The organism is Streptomyces pinistramenti (assembly GCF_020564935.1).
GTDB lineage: Bacteria > Actinomycetota > Actinomycetes > Streptomycetales > Streptomycetaceae > Streptomyces > Streptomyces pinistramenti.
Genome location: NZ_JAJCXB010000083.1, coordinates 1 through 22,654, shown reverse-complemented (window position 1 = coordinate 22,654; position 22,654 = coordinate 1). Strand labels below are relative to the sequence as shown.

12 protein-coding genes and 1 pseudogene are annotated in these 22,654 nt (G+C 72.7%); 8 read left to right on the top strand and 5 right to left on the bottom strand.

Features of this window, described 5'->3' with window-relative positions; translation table 11 throughout:
- Positions 1 to 188 (top strand): annotated as a pseudogene (locus tag LIU39_RS32405) (hypothetical protein); the annotation flags it as partial.
- 157 nt (positions 189 to 345) lie between these two features.
- Positions 346 to 2,187, top strand: coding sequence for a glycoside hydrolase family 3 protein (locus LIU39_RS32400; protein WP_227050529.1), 1,842 nt, complete (start codon positions 346 to 348; stop codon positions 2,185 to 2,187).
- Between the two features lie 60 nt (positions 2,188 to 2,247).
- Here the strand turns inward: LIU39_RS32400 and LIU39_RS32395 are convergent, their stop codons facing one another.
- The 3 genes from LIU39_RS32395 to LIU39_RS32385 form a co-directional block, all read right to left on the bottom strand.
- A complete protein-coding gene (locus LIU39_RS32395) occupies positions 2,248 to 3,690 on the bottom strand; it encodes a S28 family serine protease (RefSeq protein ID WP_227050528.1) in 1,443 nt (480 codons plus the stop codon).
- 192 nt (positions 3,691 to 3,882) lie between these two features.
- Entirely contained in the window at positions 3,883 to 7,842 is a 3,960-nt protein-coding gene (locus tag LIU39_RS32390) for an ABC transporter ATP-binding protein (RefSeq protein WP_227050527.1), read from the bottom strand.
- Positions 7,843 to 8,391: 549 nt separating this feature from the next.
- Positions 8,392 to 11,214: a discoidin domain-containing protein gene (locus tag LIU39_RS32385; RefSeq protein WP_227050526.1), complete on the bottom strand. Its 2,823-nt coding sequence runs from the start codon at positions 11,212 to 11,214 to the stop codon at positions 8,392 to 8,394.
- 223 nt (positions 11,215 to 11,437) lie between these two features.
- On the opposite strand from LIU39_RS32385, the gene LIU39_RS32380 reads away from it, so the two are divergent.
- From LIU39_RS32380 to LIU39_RS32370, 3 genes are read left to right on the top strand one after another with little or no spacing between them, the layout of a single operon-like run.
- Positions 11,438 to 12,247 carry an ATP-binding cassette domain-containing protein gene (locus LIU39_RS32380; RefSeq protein WP_227050525.1) on the top strand — a complete coding sequence of 270 codons (810 nt, stop codon included), beginning with the start codon at positions 11,438 to 11,440 and terminating at the stop codon, positions 12,245 to 12,247.
- Positions 12,219 to 14,504, top strand: coding sequence for a YhgE/Pip family protein (locus LIU39_RS32375; RefSeq protein WP_227050524.1), 2,286 nt, complete (start codon positions 12,219 to 12,221; stop codon positions 14,502 to 14,504). Before LIU39_RS32380 ends, LIU39_RS32375 begins: the two co-directional genes overlap by 29 nt.
- Before the next feature lie 35 nt (positions 14,505 to 14,539).
- Positions 14,540 to 15,247 carry a TetR/AcrR family transcriptional regulator gene (locus LIU39_RS32370; RefSeq protein WP_227050530.1) on the top strand — a complete coding sequence of 236 codons (708 nt, stop codon included), beginning with the start codon at positions 14,540 to 14,542 and terminating at the stop codon, positions 15,245 to 15,247.
- On the opposite strand, the gene LIU39_RS32365 is transcribed toward LIU39_RS32370, so the two are convergent.
- Both LIU39_RS32365 and LIU39_RS32360 read right to left on the bottom strand, forming a co-directional pair.
- Positions 15,195 to 16,916 (bottom strand): thiamine pyrophosphate-binding protein, encoded by a 1,722-nt coding sequence (locus LIU39_RS32365; protein WP_227050523.1) that lies wholly within the window; start codon positions 16,914 to 16,916, stop codon positions 15,195 to 15,197. The genes LIU39_RS32370 and LIU39_RS32365 overlap by 53 nt on opposite strands.
- A 47-nt stretch (positions 16,917 to 16,963) precedes the next feature.
- The gene (locus LIU39_RS32360; protein ID WP_227050522.1) at positions 16,964 to 18,571 is read right to left on the bottom strand and encodes a sodium:solute symporter family protein; all 1,608 of its coding nucleotides are present in this window, start codon (positions 18,569 to 18,571) and stop codon (positions 16,964 to 16,966) included.
- A gap of 158 nt (positions 18,572 to 18,729) precedes the next feature.
- Here LIU39_RS32360 and LIU39_RS32355 point away from each other — a divergent pair, with 158 nt between their 5' ends.
- The 3 genes from LIU39_RS32355 to LIU39_RS32345 all read left to right on the top strand — a co-directional run.
- Positions 18,730 to 20,694, top strand: coding sequence for a helix-turn-helix domain-containing protein (locus LIU39_RS32355; protein WP_227050521.1), 1,965 nt, complete (start codon positions 18,730 to 18,732; stop codon positions 20,692 to 20,694).
- 164 nt (positions 20,695 to 20,858) lie between these two features.
- Entirely contained in the window at positions 20,859 to 21,218 is a 360-nt protein-coding gene (locus LIU39_RS32350) for a hypothetical protein (protein WP_227050520.1), read from the top strand.
- 154 nt (positions 21,219 to 21,372) lie between these two features.
- A partial coding sequence (locus LIU39_RS32345; protein ID WP_227050519.1) for a WXG100-like domain-containing protein occupies positions 21,373 to 22,654 on the top strand: 1,282 nt, incomplete at its 3' end.

Here is a 22,654-nt window from a genome sequence, read left to right as displayed (position 1 = left end):
CGGGCGAGGAGGCCGGCGCCGGGCGCTGGCTGTGCGGGGAGACCGAGAAGCGGAGGTATCCGCACGCCGCGCCGCTGCCGGGGCTGCTGGCCGCGGGCCGCCGCCATCTCCAGGACCGGCCGGCCGCCCGGCCCGCCCCGGGACCCGCCGCTGCACCGGCGTCGGGGCCCACTCCTCGCCGCCGCTGAACCGGCGTCGGGGCCCGGCCCGCACATCCGCCGGTGGCCCGCAACCGCCGGGCGCCACCGTCCGCCGGGTCATTGACCGGAAAAAGCTTTCGGGTTATCCGTTTGTCCTTGGAAGTTTCCGCCACTTCGCCGGGGCAGCCCTCCGGAAGGAGCGCACATGCACTCCAGACGTACCGTCCTGTCCACCGCCGCAGCGGCGGCCGCCGCCTGCGCCGCAGCCGGTCCCGCACAGGCCGCGGAGCACGTCGCCGGCCGCCCGCAGCCCTCCCCGGAGGGCGGCCCCACCGCGGCGGCGCGGGACCGGCTGCGGCGCCTCATCTCCCGCATGACACCGGAGGAGAAGGCCGGTCAGCTCTTCGTGATGCGGGTCTACGGGCACTCCGCGACCGACCCCGACCCGGCCGACGCCTCGGCCAACCGCAAGGAGATCGGCGTCGCCAACGCCGCGGAGCTGATCGCCAGGTACCACGTCGGCGGCATCATCTACTTCACCTGGACGCACAACACCCGCGATCCGCACCAGATCGCCGAGCTGTCCAACGGCATCCAGCGGGCCGGTGCCGCCCAGCGCGTGCCGGTACCGCTGCTGATCTCCACGGACCAGGAGCACGGCGCCGTCGCGCGGATCGGTGCGCCTGCCACCCTCCTGCCCGGCGCGATGGCCCTCGGTGCCTCCGGGGCGCGCGACGACACCTGGACGGCCGCCCGGATCAGCGGCGCCGAGCTGTACGCGATGGGGATCCGGCAGGACTACGCGCCGGACGCGGACGTCAACGTCAACCCGGCCAATCCGGTCATCGGCGTCCGTTCCTTCGGCGCCGATCCGCAGGCCGTGGCAAGGAGGGTGGCCGCCGCGGTGCGCGGCTACCAGGACGCCGGGGTCGCGGCCTGCGCCAAGCACTTCCCCGGGCACGGCGACACCGATACCGACAGCCATGTCGGGCTGCCGTACATCCACCACACCGCCGAGGAGTGGGAGCGGCTCGACGCCCCGCCGTTCCGGGCCGCCATCGCCGCCGGCATCGACTCGATCATGACGGCGCACATCGTCGTCCCGGCCTTCGACCCGTCCGAAGACCCGGCCACCCTCTCGCACCCCATCCTCACCGGCATCCTGCGCGAACGCCTGGGCTACGACGGCGTGGTGGTGACCGACGCGCTCGGCATGCAGGGCGTGCGGGAGAAGTACGGCGACGACCGGGTGCCGGTCCTCGCCCTCAAGGCGGGTGTCGACCAGCTGCTCAACCCGCCGGACCTCGCCGTCGCGCACGCCGCCGTCGTGCGGGCCATGAAGGACGGCGAGCTGGCCGAGGACGACATCGACTCCAAGCTGCTGCGCATCCTGCTGCTCAAGGAGCGCCGCGGCCTGTTCGCCGACCCGTACACCTCGCGGCGGGCGGTCGACCGGGTGGTCGGCATCCGCCGGCACCTGGACACCGCGGACCGGATCGCGGACCGCACCACCACGCTGCTGCGCAACGACGGCGGGCTGCTGCCGCTCTCCCGCCGCCGCGAGCGGCGGGTGCTGGTGGCCGGGGTGGACGCCGCCGCGCCGACCGGCACCGGCGGGCCGCCCACCGAGGTCCTGGCGCGGGAGCTGACCGGCCTCGGCTTCACCGCGACCGCGCTGCCCACGGGCCCGACGCCGTCCCAGGAGCTGATCGACCGGGCGGTGGCGGCACTGGACGGGCAGGACGCCGCGGTGGTGGCCACGTACGACGTCACTGCGCGCTCCCCGCAACGCGCCCTGGTCGACGCACTGCTGGCGACCGGGAAGCCGGTGGTGCAGCTGGCGATCCGCGGCCCGTACGACATCGCGCAGCTGGACGGGGTCCGTGCGGGGCTCGCGAGCTACTGCTGGACGGACGTCGAACTGCGGGCCGCCGCCCGGGTGATCGCCGGACGACGGGATCCGGAGGGGCGGCTTCCGGCGCCGGTGATGCGGGCCGACGACCCGGGCACCGCGCTCTATCCGATCGGCCACGGCCTGACGTACTGACCCCGGCACGACACCACGGCGCGCCCCTCGCCCGGGGCGCGCCGTTCCTGCGTCAGCGGATCACGGGCGCAGCGCCGGCGTCCGGACGGTCTCGCGCCGGTCCAGCTTCTTGTCGTACGGCGCCTGCGGCGTCGCCCCGGCGGCCCCGACGCCTGCCCAGCCGAGGAGTGCCGCGGTGGCCTTCGTCCGGTCGGCGTCCTTGAGCTTGCTGATGTCCGAGCCGTGGTTGCCGCCGGGCACCGTGAAGACGTACGCGTCCTTCGCACCCTTGCCGGGCTCGAAGTGTTCCGAACTCCACGGGTCGTACTGGCCGTTGACGAACATCATCCGCTGCGCGTGGTGGCGCACCCAGCGGTCGATGTCCGGCATCGCGCGCTTGTCGAAGCGCATCGGGATGTCGCGCGGCACGAAGGTGCGGGAGTTGTTGATGCCCGGGTACTTGAGCAGGCCCTTCAGATGCGGGTAGCGGTATCCGGGCTCGCCCATCTGGGTTCCGGCCTGGTAGTAGTACGGCGTGTACGACTCCACGCCCTGGTCGGTGTAGCTCGCGAAGCCGCCGACCTCGTCCATCCACGTCCACAGGGCGTCGGTGGAGACGCCGGGCTTCGGCACGTCGGCGCAGGCGGTGGCGGCCGGCTGGTACTGCCAGAAGCCGAACTCCAGGTCGGTGACCATGACTTCGTAGGCGCGGTCCACGGTGCCGAAGAGGCCGAAGGTGCGCTTCTCCTTGGCCGCCCACTGCGCGAACCGGCCGTCCATCTCGCCGCGCCGCTTCAGCGCCTCGCGGGTGACGGCGTGCAGGGCGTTTCGGCATTCGGCGGTCCCGACGGTCCGGAAGAACCGGTCGTACGCGGAGTCCTCGTCGTTGTTGACGTCGTTGGGCGCGACGTAGGCGACGGTGCCGTTCATGTCCTGTGGGTGGAAGCGGCGGTAGTACGTCGCCGTCATGCCGCCCTTGCTGCCGCCGGTGGCTATCCAGTTCTTGCGGTAGATGCGGTGCAGCGCCTGGAAGATGCGGTGCTGGTCGTCGGCGGCCTGCCGGATGGTCAGCTTCCGCCAGTCCGCCGGCTGCGGCCTCGACGGGGTGAAGTAGCGGTATTCCAGGGAGACCTGGTTACCGTCGATGAGCCGCGTCGGCTCGCTGCGGGACGGCGTGGTGCTGACGTTGTAGCCCGAGGTGAAGAAGACGGTCGGGCGGTCGACCGACTTGTGGAGCAGGGTCAGGCGCTGCTGGAAGGTCCCCTTGGAGGGATGGCGGTGGTCGACCGGCTGCGTGTAGTTCAGGACGAAGTAGCGGTACCCGTCGACCGGCTTCTCCGACACGACGCTCATGCCGGGTATCGCGCGTATTTGATCCTCGATGTCCGCGGACGCCGGTGCGGAGGTGGCGGCCGCGGTGGACGGCGTCCCGGCGGCGGTGGCCGCTCCTGCCGTGGTGGTTCCCGCGCCTGCCGTGCCGATGAGCACGGCGAGCGACAACAGCCCTCTGAGCGTTCTTCGCATACACACTCCCCTGGAGTCACAAAGGTCGCGCCGAACCTACCGGCGCCCTCCCCCGCCCACCAGGCCCACCGGTCCTCTTGAGGGTGGGATCCGCCACGCGGAAGCGGCCGCGGCCGGACCGCATGAGCGGCCGCCCGGCTGTGTGCCCGGCGGCCGTCCGGCGAGCCCGGTGTGCCGCTGACCCGCGGCGCCTCACACCGTGGCCGGCTCCTCCTCGCCCGTGAAGCTGCGCCACAGGGCGGCGTAGCGGCCGCCGCGGGCGAGGAGTTCGGTGTGCGTGCCGTCCTCGGCGACCTTGCCCTGGTCCATCACCACGACCCGGTCGGCGCGGGCCGCGGTGGTCAGGCGGTGCGCGACGACCAGGGTCGTCCGGCGGCCCACGAGACGGTCGGTGGCCTGGTTGACGACGGCTTCGGAGGCGAGGTCGAGGGCGGCGGTGGCCTCGTCCAGCAACAGCACGTCCGGGTCGACCAGTTCGGCGCGGGCCAGCGCGAGCAGCTGGCGCTGGCCCGCGGAGAGGTTGCGGCCGCGCTCGGCGACTTCGTGGAGGTAGCCGCCGTCCAGGGTGGCGACCATCGCGTGCGCACCCACCGCCCGCGCCGCGGCCTCGACCTCGGCGTCGGTGGCGTCCGGCCGGCCGTAGGCGATGGCGTCGCGGACCGTGCCGGCGAAGAGGTAGGACTCCTGGGGGACGACGCCGAGGCGGTGGCGGTAGCCGGTCAGGTCCAGCTCGCGCAGATCGGTGCCGTCGGCACGGACCGCGCCCGACGTCGGGTCGTAGAACCGGGCGACCAGCTTGACCAGGGTGGACTTGCCTGCGCCGGTCTCCCCCACGAAGGCGACCGTCTGGCCCGCGGGGATGACCAGATCGATGCCGGACAGGGCCTGTTCGGCCGCCTCGCCCTGGTTGCCGTAGTGGAAGTGGACGTTGTCGAAGGTGATCTCGCCGCGCAGGGCCGGCACGGCGCGCGGTCGCTCGGATGCCGGGGTGGTGGTCGGCTCACGCAGCAGTTCCTGGATACGCCCGAGCGACACGGACGCCTGCTGGTAGCCGTCGAAGACCTGGGAGAGCTGCTGCACCGGGGAGAAGAACAGGTCGATGTAGAGCAGGTACGCGACCAGCGCGCCCGCGCTGAGCGTGCCGGCGCCGACCCGCCCCGCCCCCACGATCAGCACCAGGGCGGCGGCGACGGACGACAGCAGCTGCACGAACGGGAAGTAGAGCGATATCAGGAACTGGCCGCGGACCCGCGCCTGCCGGTAGGCGTGGCTGCGGTCGGCGAACCGGGCGGCGCCCAGCCCCTCGCGGCGGAACGCCTGCACGATGCGCAGCCCCGCGACGCTCTCCTGGAGGTCGCCGTTGACGACGCTGATCCGCTCGCGGGCCAGCTCGTACGCCTTGACGCTCTGCTTGCGGAAGAAGTACGTGCCGATGATCAGCGGCGGCAGCGTGGCGAAGACGACCAGCGCCAGCTGCACGTCGATGACCAGCAGCGCGACGAGGATGCCGAAGAAGGTGAGCAGCGAGACGACGGCGGTGACCAGGCCGGTCTGGAGGAACGTCGACAGGGCGTCCACGTCCGTGGTCATCCGCGTCATGATCTTGCCGGTCAGCTCGCGCTCGTAGTAGTCGAGGCCGAGGCGCTGAAGCTGCGCGAAGATCTTGACACGCAGCGAGTACAGGACCCGCTCGCCGGTGCGTCCCGTCATCCTGTTGGAGCCGATCTGCGCGGCCCACTGGGCGAGGACGACGACGAGGGCGATGACCGCCGCGGTCCACACCCCGGCCAGCACTCCGCGGCGTACGCCCTCGTCGATGCCCTGCCGGATCAGGATCGGGACGAGGAGGCCGCCCAGGGCGTCCACGGCCACCAGTGCCAGGGCGATGCCGAGCGGCCGGCCGAAGCCGTGCAGCAGGCGCCGCAGCCCGTAGGAGCGCTCGGAGCTCGCGGCCCGCTGCTCGTCTATGTCCGGGGTGTCGGTGGCCGGCGGGAGGGCGGCGACCTGGGCGAGCAGCTCGGGGGTGGCGGGCATCCCGGCCATCGCGGCGCCCATGCCGGGGCCTGCGGCCGCGGCGGCCTGCGCCGTGCCCGCGGCGACCGCCGCGGCCTCTTCGTCGGGGCGGACCCACAGCTCGGGGGTGATCCCCGCCGCGGCCTCGGCGCGCGCCCCGCCGGGGTCGGTACGGGGGGCGTCGGGGTCGGTGTACGGGGCGGGCTCGGGGGTGTCGGGGCCGAGGGTGAGGAGACCGGCCGCCGCGTACTCGCCGCCGAACGCCCCGGACACCGCCTCGCCCGCCGGGTCGTGGGCGACGCCGCCCAGCTCGTCCGGATCGGTCAGCAGCCTGCGGTAGAGCGCACAGCGGCCGGCCAGCTCCGCCTGGGTGCCGACGTCGACCAGCCGGCCGCCGTCCAGGACGGCGACCCGGTCGGCGAGCGCCAGGGTGGACGCACGGTGCGCGATGAGCAGGGTCGTACGGCCGGCCATCACGCCGCGCAGCGCCTCGTGGATCTCGTGCTCGACGCGGGCGTCGACCGCCGACGTCGCGTCGTCCAGGACCAGCAGCCGGGGGTCGGTGAGGATCGCGCGGGCCAGGGCGACGCGCTGGCGCTGGCCGCCGGAGAGCGTCATGCCCTGCTCGCCGACCTTGGTGTCGTACCCCTCGGGCAGCTCGCTGATGAAGCCGTCGGCCTGGGCGGCGCGGGCGGCGGTGCGGATCTGCTCGTCGGTGGCCTCGGGGTGGCCGTAGGCGATGTTGTCGCGCACCGAGTCGGAGAACAGGAAGCTGCTCTCGGGGACCAGGCCGATGACGGCGCGCAGCGATTCCAGGGACAGGTCGCGTACGTCGTGGCCGCCGACCAGCACCCGGCCGGCGGAGACGTCGTAGAAGCGGGGCAGCAGCAGCGAGACGGTGGACTTGCCGCTGCCGGAGCTGCCGACGACGGCCACGGTCTCACCGGGGGCGATGCGCAACGAGAAACCGTCCAGAACGGGCCGGGCGGAGGCGTTCCGCTGCCCGTCCGCTCCGGTCTCCTCCCCGGCCTGCTGGGTACCGGGCGCCTCACCGTCGGGCTGCGCCCAGTCGTCGGCCGCCGGGCCGTATCGGAAGGTCACCGCGTCGAATTCGACGCCGGCCGGGGCGTCGGCGGGGAGCGCGTGCGCGTCCGCCCGCTCCACGATCACCGGCTCGGTGTCGATCAGTTCGTAGACCCGCTCGACGCCGGCCCGTGCCTGCTGGCCGATGGTGAGCATCATGGCCAGCATCCGGACCGGGCCGACCAGCTGGGCGAGGTAGGTGGAGAAGGCGACGAAGGTACCGAGGGTGACCTGCCCCTGGGTGGCCATCCAGCCGCCCAGGGCGAGCATCGCAACCTGGCCGAGAGCCGGGACGGCCTGCAGGGCGGGGGTGTAGACGGAGTTGAGGCGTACGGTGCGCAGCCGCCCGGCGAACAGCCTGCGGCTGACCTCCTTGAGCTTGCCGGTCTCCTGCTCTTCCTGGCCGAAGCCCTTGACGACCCGGACGCCGGAGACCGCGCCGTCCACGACTCCGGCCACCGCGGCGGCCTGGCCCTGCGCGTACCAGGTGGCGGGGAAGAGCCGGTCGCGGCTGCGCTTGGCGATGAACCACAGGGCCGGGGCGACCGCCAGCGCGACGACGGTGAGCAGCGGGGAGAGGATCACCATGACGACCAGGGAGACCACGAACAGCAGAATGTTCCCGATCATCATGGGCGTCATGAACAGCAGCCCCTGGATGAGCTGCAGGTCGCTGGTGGCGCGGCCGATGACCTGGCCGGTGCTCAGCTCGTCCTGTCGCCGGCCGTCCAGCCGGGCGATCGAGCCGAACATCCGGGTGCGCAGGCTGTGCTGGACGTCGAGGGCGAGCCGGCCGCCGTAGTAGCGGCGTACGTAGGTGAGGGCGTAGACGACGACGGCGGCGACGATCATGAGCGTGGCCCAGGGGGCGAGCGGACGGTGGTGGCTGACGACCACGTCGTCGATGATCAGCTTCGGTATGAGCGGGACGAGCGCCATCACGGCCATACCGCCGAGCGAGGAGCCGAGCGCCAGCAGCACGTCCCTGCGGTAGTGCAGGCAGTCGCGGAGCAACCGCCGTGCCCAGCCCTGTCGTGCCGTATCCGTGCCCGTCACCCGATGCCTCCCGCGCCTCGACCCTTGATCGAAGACTCCAACACCGCGGCGTGTGGTTTTCATCCCGTCGTAACAATTCGCGGGGCCGAATGGGGGTGGCGTCAGGGCCGTATCGGGGCCGCGTCCGGGGTGGCGTCAGGGGTGGTGGTGCCGGGTCCGGTCGGCGGCCGCCGGGCGGCACCCCTTGCCCGGCCTCAGGGGCGGATGCGGGCGATCTCCGGGACATCCCTGACGAGGCGGGAGCCTGCGGCCGTCACGCTGAGTGACATGACCTCACAGACCTGCTGCCGCCTCGCGGTGGCACTCGCCGGAGCAGCCGCCGTCGTGCGGCTCACAGGAACGCCCGCGCCCGCCGCCGGGGCCCCGCGCTGCACGACAACCGTCTCCCCTCCTTTGCGCGAGTGCGAGCGGCCCGCTGCCGGCGGCGCCGAGCGGAGGGCGGGGCACCCGGGAGGTCCGCCTGACAGCGGGGCGGGCAACGGCCGGGGGCGGCCGGGGCTGTGGACGCCCCGGCCGCCCCCGCCACCGCACTCCCGGCAGCGACGCAGATCAGCGCCCGCTTCCGGTGGCCTTGTCGACCGTCAGCTCCGAGATACCCGGATGCTTCTTCGGAGTGCCGTCGGCCGCCTGCGTCTCGTCGCCGTGGACCACGACGCGTACGTAGCGGGCCGGCGTCCGGCCGGCGTAGCCCGTGCCGGTCCAGTGCCTGCCGTCCCGCGAGACCTGCACGACGTAGGACTTCGGCGCGGTCGTGTTCCAGTGCGGGGTGACCTGGCCGACGCTGGTGATGCGGCCGAGGTCGACGGTGAGCGTGCCGGTGGCCGCGTCGGGCACCCAGGCGGTGGCCGTGTTGCCGTCCACCGCGGCGGCCGCGTACATGCCCGGCTCCTCGGAGGTGGCCTTCGCCGGGGTGCAGCGGGCGGCGTTGGAGGTCGGCGTCAGGTCCGGGCGGCGGGTCTTGAGCACGACCGGCATGCTCGCACTCACCACCCTGTCGCCCTCCGGCGCCTCGATCCGCATCGGCTCACCTGCCGTGAGACGCACGGTTGTGTGGTGCGCGCCGATCGCCACGTCGTACGTCCGGCCCTGCCAGCGCAGACCGCGCAGGGTGACGCCTTCGGACAGCTGCGGCGGCAGCATCGGGTCGAGATGCACGCTGTCCTCGCGCAGCCGCAGGCCCGTCAGGCCGTGGGTGAAGGTCTGGAGGAAGCCGCCCTTGCCGGTGAGGAAGTCCTGGGCCGGCTTCCCGGCGTGCGGGTCCTCGGCGCCCGCCTTGTCGCCCCGCGCCTCGGAGAACTGCGCGAAGGGGCCGCGCACGAACGGCTTGATGGAGCGGAGAAGATAGGTGTAGGCGGAGCAGCCGGGCTCGCCGATGCCGGCCGCGTCGATGGAGTGCACCGAGTCGGTCATGGCCGGGCCGTCGGGGTCGGTGTGGGCGGCGTAGTGGTCGAGGGTGGCGGCCGCCTGCTCCTGGGTCATCGGCCACTCCAGGGGGTACATCAGCAGCACGGTGTCGGCCTGCTTGATGGTGGTGCCCCGGTAGCCGTCGTACTGCTGGAAGACCTTGTTCTTGGCGTCGTAGGGGATGCGGAGCTTGTCGGCGATGGTCTTCCAGGACGCGGGGGCGCGCGCGCCGAGGATTTCGGCGACACGGGTGGCGTGCCGCAGCGCGGTGGCGGCGCCGGCGTTGGTGAAGACGCCGTCGTCCACACCGTTGCTGTACTCATCGGGCCCGGCGACGTTCTTGACGGAGTAGCTGCCGTCGGCGTTGCGGGTGGCCCGGGAGGCCCAGAACTCGGCAATGCCCTTGAGCACCGGCCAGCCGCGCGACTTCAGCCAGGCGGTGTCCTTGGTGGCGAGGTAGTACTGCCAGGTGGCGAGGGAGATGTCGCCCATCAGATGGTTCTGGGTCCTGCAGTGCGGCGGATCCCAGCTGTGGCACTCGTTCCACAGGTCGCCCTTGCTGCCGCTGGTCCAGGCGTAGAACAGCCCGTCGTAGCCGAGCTTCGCGGCGTTGGTGCGGGCACCGGCGCGGGTCTTGTAGCGGTAGTCGACGATCGACCTGGCGAGCGCGGGGTGGCTCGCCAGCAGCCCCGGATACATCCAGGTCTCGGCGTCCCAGAAGACCTCACCGGCGTAGTTGTCGCTGGTCAGCCCGGTCGGGCCGATGCTGTTGCGGCTGCCCGCGCGGGTGCTGGACAGCAGCCCGTACTGCGCCGAGCGCACCCACGACTGGAGGTCGGGCCGCCCGTTGACCTCGATGTCGCTGCGCCACAGCTTCTGCCAGGCGGCGGTGTGCCGGGCGAAGAGGGTGTCCCAGCCGCGTCCCGCGGCCCGCCGGGAGGCGGCGTCCGCGGCGGCCCGCGGGGTGTGGGAGGTGAGCGCGGTGTCCACGCCGACGTACTTGGTCAGCCCGTACGAGCGGCCGCTGCGGACGGAGAAGGTCACCTGCTGCCGGCTTGTCAGGCCGGACGCCCGCTTCGGCTGCCGGGCGGGGCGGGTGTGCACCCCGTGTCCCGGGCGCAAGGTCGAGGCGACGGCGCCCTCGGTCTTCGTGCCGTCGGTGCGGAAGGCGACGTCCATGGTGCCGTCGCCGGACGCGCCGGATGACGGGGTGACCGCGGCCTTCATCCGACGGGCGCCGCGTCCGTCGAGGGTGTCGGTGACCGTGGCCGTGCCGCTCCAGTGCGGCGTCATCCGCAGTCGTACGGCGCCGGTGTGCGCGTCGGTGCGGTCGGCGAGGACGTCGTAGACCAGGTCGGTGGCGCGTCCGTCGGCGGCGGTCCAGGTCAGGGAGGTGCGGACGAATCCGCAGCGCAGGTGGAGCGCCTGGCGGTAGTGGGAGATCCGTCCGGGGGCGGTCGCCGAGGAGAAGGTCTCGGCGTGCGGGCCACCGGTGGCGATGTCGAGGGTGGTCCAGGTGGGTATCGCCGCGATGGCCTGCCGGCCTTCGACGTTCTTGGGGCCCTTGGCATAGAGCCCCGAGACGAACGAGCCGTCGTACTCCGGGGTCTTCAGCGGCCAGCCGGTCTCACCGCCGGGTGCGGCGTAGCCGGTGCCGTTGGGCGGAATCCGCTGGCCGAGGTAGCCGTTGCCGACGAAGGCGTGGTGGCTGTCGTCGGGGTCGATCCGGGTGGAAGTCGCCGTCCAGCCGCCGCCCTTGGTGCACGGTTCGTTCGATGCGGCCGGTGGTTGCGGGGCACTTCCCGGCGCCGGCGCGGCCTGCGCCGATGCGGGGAACAGGGCGCCGACCAGCACGCCTGCGAGGAGCGGGGCGACCAGCCGGTGCGGCCGGGGGTTCCGGCGGCGGGCGGGCCGGTCGTCGGGGTGCTGGGCCGGCGGGTCCGCCGGGTGGTGTGCCGAGTGATTCATCGCTCTCCGTCGTCCGTACGCGGCCCGCACCGCGGCTCCCCCGGCACGGACTTGGTCTGGGACCTCGTGGTGGCGCCGCGAGGTCAGGGCGAGATGTCAGGGCGAGATTAGGCCGGATCAGCGCCGGACGCAGCGGCTCCGGCATTCCTGGGGGCTCCGATTGCCAACAGGGCCATCCATACGGCAAACTTTTAGACTGACCAGTCAGAACAAAGGAGGGGCAGTGGACACCACCCGTCAGGGGGCGGCGGTCATCGCCAGGGGAATCGGAGTCGAGGGCCCACGCGGATGGGCCTTCAGAGGTGTCGACATCTCTGCGGAACCGGGCGAACTGATCGCCGTACAGGGCCCTTCGGGCTCCGGCCGCACCTGCCTCCTGCTCGCACTCACCGGGCGGATGCGGATCACCGAAGGCCACGCCACGGTCGCCGGCTTCCCGCTGCCGAAGCGGATGGGCGCGGTGCGCAGCCGCACCGCCATCGCCCACGTGCCCGGTGTCGCCGACCTCGAACCGGCCCTCACCGTCGCCGAACACCTCAAGGAAGCCGCCCTGTTGGGCCGCCGCCTCAAGGGCTCGCCCGTCGCACTCCCCTGGAGCCGCGGTCACAAGGAAGCCCGGCGGGCCCGGATCGAGGCCGCGCTGACGCTCGCGGGGCTCGACCCCGAGACCCTGCCCAAGGGGCTGCGCACCGCCGTCCGCGACCTCGAACGGATCGAAGCGCTGCGACTGTCCGTCGCGCTCGGCGTGCTGCACGACCCGCATCTGCTCGCCGTCGACGATGTCGACCTCAAGCTCTCCGCGGCCGAACGCGACCTGGCCTGGCAGCTGTTGCGGGACCTCGCGCTGGCCGGCATCACCGTCGTGGCCGCAGGCAGCGACGCACCCGACGACGCGCTGATCGTCCGCACGACGCCGCAGGACACCGCAGCCGAAGCGGCCACCGACCCCACGACCGCCGCCGGCCCGCACGGCCCGGCCGACACCCACGAGGAGGACACAGCGGATGCGTTCGCCGAAACTGGCCGCGCTTGAGCTGAGGCGCTTCGGCCGGGGCAAGCTCCCCCGGCTCGGCATCATCGCCCTCACGCTGATCCCCCTGCTCTACGGAGCCCTCTACCTGTGGTCCTTCTGGGATCCCTACAGCCGGCTCGACAAGATCCCGGTCGCGCTCGTCAACGACGACAAGGGGGCGACGGCCGACGGCAAGCACCTCGACGCGGGCGCCCAGCTCGCCAAGAGCGTCCGGGACAGCAACACCTTCGACTGGCAGGAGGTCAGTTCGGCCGAGGCCGCCAAGGGCGTCGAGGACGGCACGTACTACCTCTCGCTGACCGTCCCTTCGAACTTCAGCAAGCGCATCGCCTCCAGCGGCGGCGACTCCCCGCAGACCGGCGCGCTCCAGGTCCGTACGAACGACGCCAACAGCTACATCGTCGGCTCGATCTCCAAGACGGTCTTCTCCGAGATCCGCGCCAAGACGTCGGCAAAGTCCTCCCGGCAGTTCCTCGACAAGATCTTCGTGTCCTTCTCCGACCTGCACGACCAGACGGAGCAGGCGGCGGACGGCGCCGGCAAGCTGGACGACGGTCTCGGCGACGCCAAGAAGGGCGCGGGCAAGCTCGCCGACGGCCTCGGCACCGCCAAGGACAGCACCGGCAAGCTGTCGGGCGGCCTCGGCAAGCTGGACGACGGTTCGGGCAAGGTCAGCGACGGCGCCGGCACCCTGCACGACAAGGCGGGGCAGCTCAGCAAGGGCGCCGGCGACCTGCACAGCGGCGTCACCGAGGCGCAGGCCAAGGCCCGCGAGCTCAGCAAGGGCGCGGGCCAGGTCGCCGACGGCACGCAGGAGTTGGCCACCAAGGTCCAGGGCCTGGCCAAGAAGGACCTGCCCTACATCAAGAAGCACAGCAAGGAGATCGCCGACAGCGCCCAGTTCGTCGCCGACCTCACCCAGGCACTCGACCACGACCTGGGCGCCCTGCGCGGCAACTCCTCGCAGGCGCTGGCCAAGGCCCGCCAGGCCGCCGATGACGCGGCAGCCCTCTACCAGGAGAGCTGCGGCGGGACCGCCACCGACTCCAACTGCGCGCAGCAGAAGGGTGTCGCGGCCGGTACGGCAGCGGCTGCCGACGCCGCCGGGAAGGTCGACAACGCCCTCTCCCGCATCGACCTGGATTCCTCCCGCGACAAGCTGCGCGAGATACACCAGGGCGCGGTGATGGTCGCCGAGCAGATCCCGGAGGTCGCCAAGAGCGCCGACGGGCAGATAGCGCAGCTCAACAAGCTGAACGCCGGCGCCCACCAGGTGGCCGAAGGCGCCGACCAGTTCGTCACCGGACTCGGCGCGCTCGCCGACGGCAGCGGCAAAATCGCCGACGGCAACGGAAAGCTGGCGGGCGGCGCGGGCGACCTCGCCGACGGCGCAGGACAGGTCCATCGCGGCATCGGCGACGCCAAGGACGGCACCGACCAGCTCGGCAGCGGCCTCGGCAAGCTGGAGGACGGCGCGGTCTCCCTCAACGGCGGCCTCTACAAGCTCAAGGACGGCTCCAACCAGCTGGCCGACGGCCTGCACAGCGGCGTCGCCAAGATCCCGGACTACGACAAGAAGGACCGGGACGCACGTACCGGCGTCATGTCCGACCCGGTCGAGCTGGCCTCCAAGTCGATGCACAAGGCACCCAACTACGGTACGGGTCTGGCCCCTTACTTCATCCCGCTCTCCCTCTGGGTCGGCGCGATGGTCGCCTTTATGCTGTTCCAGCCACTGAGCAAGCGCGCCCTGGCCGCCGGCGCACCCGGCTGGCGCATAGCCCTCGGCTCCTGGCTGCCGGCCTTCGCGATCGGCGTCACCCAGGTGCTGGCGCTGATGGCGGTGCTCCACTGGGGCCTCGGCCTGGAGATGGCCCGAGCGGGCGCCACGGTCGGCTACCTGCTGCTGGCCACCGCCTGCTTCACCGCCGTCATCCAGCTGCTGAGCGCGGTCTTCGGACCGGCGGGCCGGGTACTCACCCTGGTCATCCTGATGCTCCAGCTGACCTCGGCGGGCGGCACGTACCCGGTGCAGACCAGCCCCGGCTTCTTCGCCGCCGTCCACCCGTTCCTGCCGATGAGTTACGTCGTCGACGGCCTGCGGCGGCTCATCACCGGCGGCGATCTGGCCATCGTCGGGCAGGGCAGCATCGTCCTGGCGGCCTTCGCCGTCGGCGCGCTGGCGCTCACCGCGCTGACGGCGCGCGGCCGGCAGGTCGTCCGGATGAAGGACCTGCATCCGGAACTCAGCCTGTGACGACCGACCACACGGGCGGCCGGGGCGGTGCCACGATCGGCGCCGCCCCGGCGGCCGGGCCCCGCGCCTCCCGGCGGGCGGGCACCCGCCGCAAGCTCTTCGACGCCGCGGTCACCCTCATCGCCGAACAGGGCTTCTCCGCCACGACCGTGGACGAGATCGCCGACCGCGCCGGGGTCGCGAAGGGCACCGTCTACTACAACTTCACCAGCAAGAACGACCTCTTCGAAGAACTCCTGCGGGACGGCATCGACCTGCTCGCCGCCTCCCTGCGGCACGCCGCCGACACCACGTACCGGCGCGGCGGCACCCGGATCGACGCGCTGGACGCGATGGTCCGGGCCGGCCTCGACTTCATCGCCGGCTCCCCGTCCCTCACCCAGCTCTACGTCGCCGAACTCTGGCGCACCAACCGCACCTGGCGCGCCACCTTGAAGTCGGTGCGCGGCCGGGCGCTCGCCGTCGTCGAATCCGTCCTGCGGGACGGCGTCGACACCGGCGAGCTCAGCGACGACATCGACATCCCGCTGACCGCGTCCGCCCTCTTCGGCATGGTCCTGGTGGCCGCCCTGGACTGGCAGTCCTTCCAGCCGCACCGCTCCGTCGACGACGTCCACGCCTCCCTGTCCCGGCTGTTGCAGGGACGCGTGGGCGGGGCCGCGGCGGCCGTTCCCCGTACGGCCCCGGCCGCTACCGCTCCGCCGTCTCCCGCGGCTCTTCCGCTTCCGGCGACCGCTCCGTGAGAGGCGTCGGCGTGAGGTGCGTCGGCGCGAACATCCGCAGCCGGGCCGGGAGGACGACGACCCGGGGCCCGGGTGCGGCGAGCGCCGCCGCCAGGTCCGTACGCAGCCGTTCCGGGCTGGTACGGACCGCCGGCACACCGAAGGACTCGGCGAGCGCGACGAAGTCCGGCCGGGCCAGCTCGGTGGCGGTGGCCTCGCCGAACGCGTCCGTCATGTACTCGCGCAGGATGCCGTAGCCGCCGTCGTCCACGATCAGCCAGGTGACCGGCAGGGCGTACTGGCGGGCGGTGGCGAGTTCGGCGACCGAGTACATCGCGCCGCCGTCCCCCGACACCGCGAGCACCGGCCGCGCCGGGTCCGCGACGGCGGCGCCGAGCGCCGCGGGGAAGCCGTAGCCCAGGCCGCCGGCGCCCTGTGCCGAGTGCAGCGCGTTCGTCCGGCGCGGATCGAAGGCGGACCAGGCCCAGTAGGCCAGGATCGTCATGTCCCAGCAGCTGACCGCGTCGTCGGGCAGCGCGTCCCGAACGGCGGCCAGCACCCGCTGTTCCAGGCCGAGTTGCTGCCCGTCGATCCGCTCCCGGACCCGCGCCAGCAGACCGGCGACGGCGGCCTCCGCCGGCCACTCCCCCGCGCCCCGCCCCTGCCGCTCCCGTACCTCGTCCACCAGCGCGCGCAGTGCGAGCCCGGCGTCGGCGTGGATGCCGAGCGCCGCGTGGTTCGCTTCCAGCTTCCCGAGATCCGCCTCGATCTGCACGACGCGACCCCGCGGCCGGAACGTGTGGTAGTTCGACGAGAGTTCGCCAAGGCCCGAGCCGACGACCAGCAGCGTGTCCGCGTCCTCCAGGAAGTCGGTGGTGTAGCGGTCCTCCATCCAGGAGCGCAGCGACAGCGGGTGCTCCCACGGGAAGGCGCCCTTCCCGCCGAACGTCGACGCCACCGGCGCCCCCAACAGCTCAGCCAGCGCCAGCAGTTCCGCCTCCGCCCCGGCCCGTACGACGCCACCGCCGGCCAGGATCACCGGCCGCCGGGCCCCGGTCAGCCGCTCCGCCGCCTCCGCGATCACCTCACGGCGCGGGGGCAACTCCTTCGGACGGACCGGAAGTCCGGCGACCGGCGGGACGTCGGCCGGCGCCAGCAGCACGTCCTGCGGTATCTCCAGCCACACCGGTCCGTGCGGGACGCTCAGCGCGGACTCCCACGCGGCGGCCACCGCCGACGGGATCTGCGCGGCGGTCCGCACCGTGTGCACGGACTTGACCACGCCCCGGAACACGGCGCTCTGGTCGGTCAGCTCGTGCAGATAGCCGTGCCGGCCGCCGCCGAGACCGGCCCGCGGCACCTGACTGCCGATCGCCAGCACGGCCGCCGACCCCGCCGCCGCCTCCTGGAGCGCCGCCAGCGTCATCAGCGCCCCCGGCCCGGTGGAGACCAGCAGCGGGGCGACCCCGCGCGTGGTCCTGGCGTAGGCGTCCGCGGCGAAGCCCGCGTTGTTCTCCATCCGCAGCCCGACGTAGCGCAGCGCGGAACGGCGCAGCGCGTCGAAGACCCCGAGCGCGTGCTGCCCCGGGAGGCCGAAGACGGTCCCTGCCCCCAGCGCGGCCAGCGATTCCACGACCAGATCACCGCCGGTACGCCGATGCCGTTCCGGGGTGGTAGGGGTGGTGCTCATGAGTACGTGCTGCCCTTCGTCGGGGGGAGATGGAGGAGGTGGGCGGGTCAGGAGCGATTCGGCGGAATGGGTGCGGCCGAGGACGGGACGGTGTCCGCCGTGCGGGAGGGCGAGCCCGCGACTGCCTCCGTACGCCCCGGTGAACCGGCGGCTCCGGCCTCCGCCGCGTCCCGTTCCGGTGTCCCGGCCTCCTCCGGTGTGCCCGCCAGCCGGGCGCGCCAGGCGGCGAGCACCGCCGCGTCCGTGGGCTCGCCCGCCAGGCTGACCACGACGTACGCCAGCAGCGAGGCCGAAAGCCCGTAACAGATCGGCTCGTTGGCGAGCACCCCCAGCGCGGCCATCGAGCCGACCACCGTCAGCCCGCCGGCCGCCACCGCGGCGAGCGCGCCCGCCGCGGTACCGCGTTTCCAGAGCAACCCGCCCAGAATGGGCACCAACAGGCCGCCGACCAGCACGTTGTAGGCGAGCGTCAACGCCTCGACGACGTCGTTGAGGGCACAGGCAAGACCGATGACGGCGACGCCCATCAGCAGGATGAAGACCCGGTTGCCGCGGACCTCGTCGTGCGCCCGCTCCGTGGCCGAGCCGTCGCCGGTGCCATCGTCCGGCGTCCGCCGATATCCCACGCCGCGCCGCAGCCGCGCCCAGATGTCGTTGTTGGCGACCGTCGCGCAGGCGATCAGCGCACCCGAGGACGTCGACATGACAGCGGACAGCGCCGCCGCCAGCACCAGTCCCCGCACGCCGACCGGCAGCGCGTCCTTCACGATCGTCGCGAAGGCGTCGTCCGGACTGCCCAGGTGCGGGTAGAGCACCTTGGCCGCCGTGCCGATGACCGCTCCGGCCAGCGCGTAGAGCAGGCAGTACGTACCGGCCACGGTCCCGCCCAGGCGCGCCACCCGGTCGCCGCGCGCGGTGAACACCCGCTGCCAGATGTCCTGCCCGATCAGCATGCCGAACGAATAGATCAGCACGTACGTGAAGACGGTGCCGCCGCCGATGCCCAGCGGTGCGAAGTAGTCGCCGGGCAACTGCGCCTTCATCGCCGCGAACCCGCCCGCCTTGACGACCGCGACGGGCAGCAGGAGCAGCAGCACACCGATCGTCTTGACGACGAACTGCACCATGTCGGTGAGCGTGATCGACCACATGCCGCCGAGCGTCGAATACCCGACGACGATCAGGCCGCCGAGGACGATCGCCACCGTCCGGTCCAGCCCGAACAGCACGTCGAAGATGGTCGCGTAGGCGATCGTCGAGGTCACGGCCAGCATCAGGGTGTACGCCCACATGACGACGCCGGAGATGATCCCGGCCACGCCCCCGTACCGCAGGTCGAGCATCTCGGAGACGGTGTAGACCTTGAGCCGGGCGATGCGCGCGGAGAAGAACAGGCTCAGCGCCAGCAGCCCCAGGCCGATCGTGAACACCATCCACGCGCCGGACAGGCCGTATTGGTACCCGAGCCCGACCCCGCCGATGGTGGACGCGCCGCCGAGCACGATCGCCGCCATGGTGCCCGAGTACATCGCGGGCCCGAGGCGCCGCCCGGCGACCAGGAAGTCGCTCTTGGACTTGGCGCGGCGCATCCCCCACCAGCCCATGGCCAGCATTCCCGCCAAATAGAGGACGATCACCGCATAGTCGACAGCCATGGGCCATACCTTCCAGCTGCGCCGGGGAGGGGAGAAGGCGGGGCCGTGAGGAAGTGGGGGCGGCACCTCGCCTCGGGGGTTGACCCTAGGAGGCGGGAAGCCAACCCTGAAGTGTACGTTTCCTCCACTCACCGCCCCATCGAGTGGAGGGTCCGCACATGACACCGGCCCGGCCGTACCCCGCAGCCCCCACGACGGAGGACGGTCCCGCCCCTTCCGCCACCGCTTCCCCCTCCACACCACCCGTGCCGCTGGCCGCACTCCTCGCCCGTACGGACCTGGGCCTACGCCAGATCGCCGGGCCCCGCGAGGGGGTGGCCATCCACTGGGTCCACACCTCGGAAATGGCCGACCCGGTGCCGTACCTCCTGGGCGGGGAACTGCTGTTGACGGCTGGGGTGCATATGGGGGGAGGGGCGGGTGAGACACACCTGCCGGGCGGCGGGGCGGGTGAGGTGGGCCGGGCCATGCCTTCGCCCGCGGCGTCCGGGGGCGTGCCGTCGGGCGCGTCGTCTGCGTCGTATCTGGCCTCTCCGAGCCCTCCGTCGTCTCCGTTCCCCGCGTCCCCTGAGTCTCCTGCGCCCTCTGCGTCCTCTGCGTCCTCTCTGGACGCCTACCTCGACGGCTACGCCGCGCGTACCGTCGCCGCCGGGGCCGCCGCCCTCGGTTTCGGTATCGCGCCGGTGCACGACGCCGTCCCCCGTGCCCTGGTGGCGGCCTGCGACCGGCACGGCCTGCCGCTGATCGAGGTCCCCGCAGGCACCCCGTTCACCGCCGTCGAAAGCGCCGTCTGGCAGGCCGTGACGGAGGCCAGGCACCGCGAACTGACCCGGCTCAGCGAGGCGCAGCGCGCACTCGCCGCGGCCGCCACCCGCCCCGACCCGGCCCCCGCCGTGCTCCGCGCGCTGGCCCGCCATGTGCACGGCTGGGCCGCCCTGCTCGCCCCGGACGGCTCCGAGCACGCCTCCGCCGGCCCCCGTCCCGCCGCCTCCGGCCTGGCCGCCGCCGCCCGCCTGGCCGCCGTCGTCCGCCCCGGCGGCCCGTCCTCGGCCACGGACACACTCCCGGCGACCGACCCGTACGTACCCCCGGAGACCGTCCCGGAGGTGACCCCGGAGACCGTCCCGGGCATCGACGGGGACACGGCCGGGGAAACGCCCTACGGCACAGGCCGGGCCCCGACCACCACGGCCGCCACCAGTCCCAACTGCCGCACCTCCAACCCGAACCCCAGCCCCAGCCCCAGCACCAGCCCCAGCACCCACCTCACCGCCTACGCCCTCACCAGCCGCACCCCCGACAGACCCGACAGCCCCGAAGGCCGCGACAACGGCCACGCCCTCGCCCTCGTCGTGGCGGCGGCCCCGCACACCCCGGCGGCGCACACCATCGCAGGCACGGCCGCCGTACTCCTGTCCCTGATCACCGGACCGTCGGCACACCGCGCGCCCATCGCGACCGCGCACTCCGCCGCACTGGCCCAACTGCTCCTCGGCGCGCCCCCGGCCGACGTCGGCCCGCTCCTCGGCGCTCCCCTCTGGACCGTCGTGCACGCCGAGCCCCGCCGCGGCACGCCCGGCTCCCCCGCTGCCCTCGCCGCCGCCCTCGGCACCCTCCTCGCCGCTCCGGCCCCCGCCTCCCCCGGCACGGCCCCGGCCCTACGCGCCCTCGTCCCCATCGACCAGGAGGTCACCGCGCAGCCCGGCTGGACACTCGGCGTCAGCGCGCCCGCGACGGTCGCGGAGCTGCCGACCGCCGACCGTCACGCCGCCTCCGCCCTCCGCCGCGCCGCAGCCCGCCGCATCCCCCTCGTACGTCACCGCACCCCATCCCCCCACGGCATCACCGCCCTCGTCTCCCCCACAGACGCCCAGCAGCACGCCCGCGCCCTCCTCGCCCCGCTGACCGACTCCCCTCCCCTCCTCACCACCCTGCACAACTGGCTCTCCCAGCACGGGAATTGGGAGACCACAGCAACCACGCTCGGCATCCACCGCAACACCGTTCGCCAGCGCATCACCCGTATCGCCGGCCTGCTCGGCACGGACCTGGACGACCCCGACGTCCGCATGGAACTCTGGTTCGCCCTCCGCGCCCTCGACCGCGCCACCCCGCCGGCCTGAGCCCGCCCCGTAGGCATCCGCGTCCCCATCGGTGACGCCACTGTGACCGTCGGGCCTTGAACAGAACCCGACTCCCGCGTCTAGAATTTACGGAATGCTGTGCTGGTCATGACGATCCATTGGGAACGGGGGGAACGATGGCGGGAGACGGACTGCAGGCCGATATGCCTTCACTGAAGGCCGGCGGCAAGGACTTCGACAGCATCGGGACGCGCTACCAATCAGCCGTGGACAAGCTTCAGTCGGCGCTCACCGGGCTGGAGGGCAAGGACACCCCGCCCTGGGGAGATGACGAGGTCGGCGAGAAGTTCGGCGTCGTGTACGAGGGTCTGCGTGACGGCATGTACGAGTCGATGGGCCACCTGGCGGCCAAACTCCAGGAAATCGGCGGCGCCCTGACGACCATGGGCGCCAACCACGAGGCCGGCGAGGACTTCAACGACACGCTGATGAAGCAGCACGTCGACAACGCCGAGGCCGAGGGCCAGAAGATCACCGCTCTCAAGGCGCCCAACACCGCCTGATTCCCGGGTGCGCAGGGCCTCCGCGTCACACGCCCCGCCACACCCGCACCACCGGCCCGGTGCCCCTCACCGCCACCGTCTCCGCCCACCGTTCCATCCGCTCCACCAGTTCCTTCTTCGTCATCGCTTCGCTGTCCTACGGGGGATTGCTGCCATGTCACTCATGCTGCCGGACTGGGCCGAGTGGGTTCTCGAAATGCTCGGCTTCGACTGGCCGACGGGCGACGAGGACAAAATGATGGAGTCCGCCAACCAGTGGCGGGAGTTCGCTTCGACGATCGAGCAGCTCCAGTCGGAGGGTGTCACCGCGGCCGGCAACGTCCTCTCGGCGAACTCCGGCGACAGCATCGACGGATTCAGCAAGACCTGGGACAAGTTCGCGGGCAACGGCGGGGGTTACCTCAACGACGCGCGGACGGCCGCCGAGTTGATCGCCTTCGCGCTGGACGCCGGTGCGGCGATCATCATCGGGATGAAAGTCGCGGTGATCGCCCAATTGGCGATCCTCGCGGCGGAGATCATCGCGGCCCAGGCGGCGGCCCCCTTCACCCTGGGGCTGTCCGAAATCGGCGCGGCCGGCGCCACCCAGGCCACCCGTATGATCGTGCGCCGCCTCCTGAAGGAGGCCAGAGAGGCGCTGGTCGAGGCGATCGTCGAGACGCTGAAGGAACCGGCCGTCTCCGCTCTCCAGGCCATGATCTCCGACGCCATCGCCCAGGGCATGAACATGCACTTCGGCGCCCAGAACGGCTTCGACGTCGGCCGCAGCGTCAAGACCGGCGCGGAGGAGGGCGTCAACGCTCTGAAGAACTCCGGCCAGACCTTCACCGAGGCACTGCGCGACGGGGCAGGCGGCAAGGCCGGCCACCACGCCCGCCAGGGCCTGGACTCGGCCGCGGGCCATCACAGCGGCGACGGGGGCGGAAACGGAGAGGGGAGCGGGGCGGGCGACGGATCGGGCTCAGGGGCGGGATCCGGGTCAGGGTCAGGGTCCAGGGCCGGGGAGGACTCAGGGTCGGGGTCAGGGTCCGGCTCGGGGTCAGGCGACGGCTCCGGAGCGGGCAGCGGCGGCGGCGACGGTTCGGGGTCCGGCGGCAACGGCTCCGGCGACGGCTCCGGAGCAGATACCCGCGGCTCCGACGGCGCCCCCTCCCACTCCCCCCGTACGTCCGACACTGCCGGTCCCAGACCGGACGGCACCGGCCCGAACCCCGAATCGGGTCCGGGCAGCGACCCGTCCACCACCTCGGACAGCGCCCCCTCCTCCCGGGGCGACTCCGGCCAGGGTGCCGGCCCGCGCCGCGATACGCCGCAGCCGCAGCCCCTCCCGCCCCCGGACCAGCGCTCCCCGTTCGACCATGGCTACCAGGGCAACAACGACAACCCGTACGGGTCCACCCCCGACCCGAACTCCGCCCCCGACTCGATCAGCACCC